General features: G+C 30.9%; 2 protein-coding genes. Both read left to right on the top strand.

The window, feature by feature from the left end:
- On the top strand, positions 1-945 hold a 945-nt coding region (locus tag RR430_RS09280), incomplete at its 5' end, for an NAD-dependent epimerase/dehydratase family protein (protein ID WP_332509054.1).
- 1 nt (position 946) lies between these two features.
- On the top strand, positions 947-2,077 hold a 1,131-nt coding region (locus RR430_RS09275), incomplete at its 3' end, for a nucleotide sugar dehydrogenase (RefSeq protein ID WP_332509052.1).

Genomic DNA, 2,077 nt, shown 5'->3' with positions numbered 1-2,077 from the left:
AAAGAATATAGATTATCATTAATAAATGAAGAAATTAGAAAATATCCAAATTCATCATTTACCTTTATTAAAGGATCTATTGCAGATAAAGAGTTAGTTGACAAGATATTTGATGAATATAAACCCGAGATAGTGGTTAATCTTGCTGCACAAGCAGGGGTTCGGTATTCAATTATTAACCCAGATGCTTATATAGAATCAAATATCATTGGGTTTTATAACTTGATAGAGGCATGTAGACATTCTTATGATAATAATCAAAAAGGTGTAGAACATTTTGTATATGCTTCTAGTTCTTCCGTTTATGGTAGTAATACAAAGGTACCATATTCCTTAGATGACAAAGTTGATAATCCTGTAAGTTTATATGCAGCAAGTAAAAAATCGAATGAATTAATGGCTCATGCGTATTCTAAACTTTACAATATACCAAGTACAGGATTGAGGTTTTTTACTGTTTATGGACCTGCTGGAAGGCCTGATATGGCTTATTTTGGATTTACTAATAAGCTTATTAAAGGTGAAACTATAGAAATATTTAATTATGGCAATTGTAGAAGAGATTTCACTTATATCGATGATATTGTACAAGGAGTAATAAAAGTAATACAAAAAGCACCGGAAAAGAAGAATGGTGAGGATGGGTTACCAATACCTCCATACGCTTTATACAACATTGGTAACAATAATCCTGAGAATCTATTAGATTTTGTAAATATCCTTCAAGAAGAATTAGTACATGCAGGTGTATTACCTAAAGATTATGATTTTGAAAGTCATAAGAGACTTGTACCAATGCAACCAGGAGATGTACCTGTAACTTTTGCTGATACAAGTGCATTAGAAAGAGACTTTGGATTTAAGCCTAGTACAGATTTAAGAACTGGACTTAGAAGATTTGCAGAATGGTATAAAGAGTTTTATATAGGTAAGGAGAAAGATTAAGATGAAAATAGCAGTAGCTGGAACAGGATATGTAGGGTTATCAATCGCAACTTTATTATCACAAAAGCATGAAGTTGTTGCTGTGGATATTATTCCTGAAAAGGTTAATATGATAAATAATCGTATTTCACCAATTCAAGATAAAGAAATCGAAGAATATTTTAAGACAATGAAACTAAATTTGGTAGCTACATTAGATGGTGAGTCAGCATATAAAGGTGTTGATTATGTTGTGGTTGCTGCACCAACAAATTATGATAGTCAAAGGAATTATTTTGATACTTCTGCTGTTGAGGATGTTATTAACTTGATTACCAAAGTAAATCCAAGTGCTACTATAGTGATTAAATCAACCATACCAGTTGGATATACAGAAGAAATTCGAGAGAAAACAGGAAATAGGAACATAGTTTTTAGTCCAGAATTTTTAAGAGAAAGTAAAGCTCTTTATGATAACTTATATCCAAGTAGAATAATAGTAGGTACTGATTTAAGTGATTTTGTTCTTGTTGATAAAGCAAAGAAATTTGCAGAATTATTAGTGGAAGGGTCATTAAAAAAAGATGCTGAAGTACGTATAGTTGGATTTACAGAAGCAGAAGCAGTAAAACTATTCGCAAATACGTATTTAGCTTTAAGGGTATCATTCTTTAATGAGTTAGACACTTATGCGGAGATAAGAGGCTTAAATACACAACAAATTATTGATGGAGTATGTTTAGATCCAAGAATTGGAACTCACTATAATAATCCTTCATTTGGATATGGTGGATATTGTCTTCCTAAAGATACAAAGCAATTATTAGCTAACTATGAGGATGTACCTCAAAATCTAATGTCAGCAATAGTAGATGCGAATAGAACTCGTAAGGATCATATTGCAGATATGATAATTAAAAAAAATCCAAAAATTGTTGGGATATATCGCTTAACAATGAAAACTGACTCAGATAACTTTAGACAATCTGCAATTCAAGGGGTAATGAAAAGGATAAAAGCTAAGGGAATTGAAGTAGTATTATATGAACCAGCATTAAAAGAAGATAATTTCTTTAATTCTAGAGTAATACGTGATTTAGAAGAATTTAAGAAGATATCTGATGTAATAGTAGTAAATAGAATATCAGAAGAA

It is taken from the genome of Anaerorhabdus sp., from assembly GCF_036641015.1.
GTDB lineage: Bacteria > Bacillota_I > Bacilli_A > Erysipelotrichales > Erysipelotrichaceae > Anaerorhabdus.
Note: the sequence above shows the minus strand (reverse complement) of the source record. Positions and strands in the feature narration are given on the sequence as shown.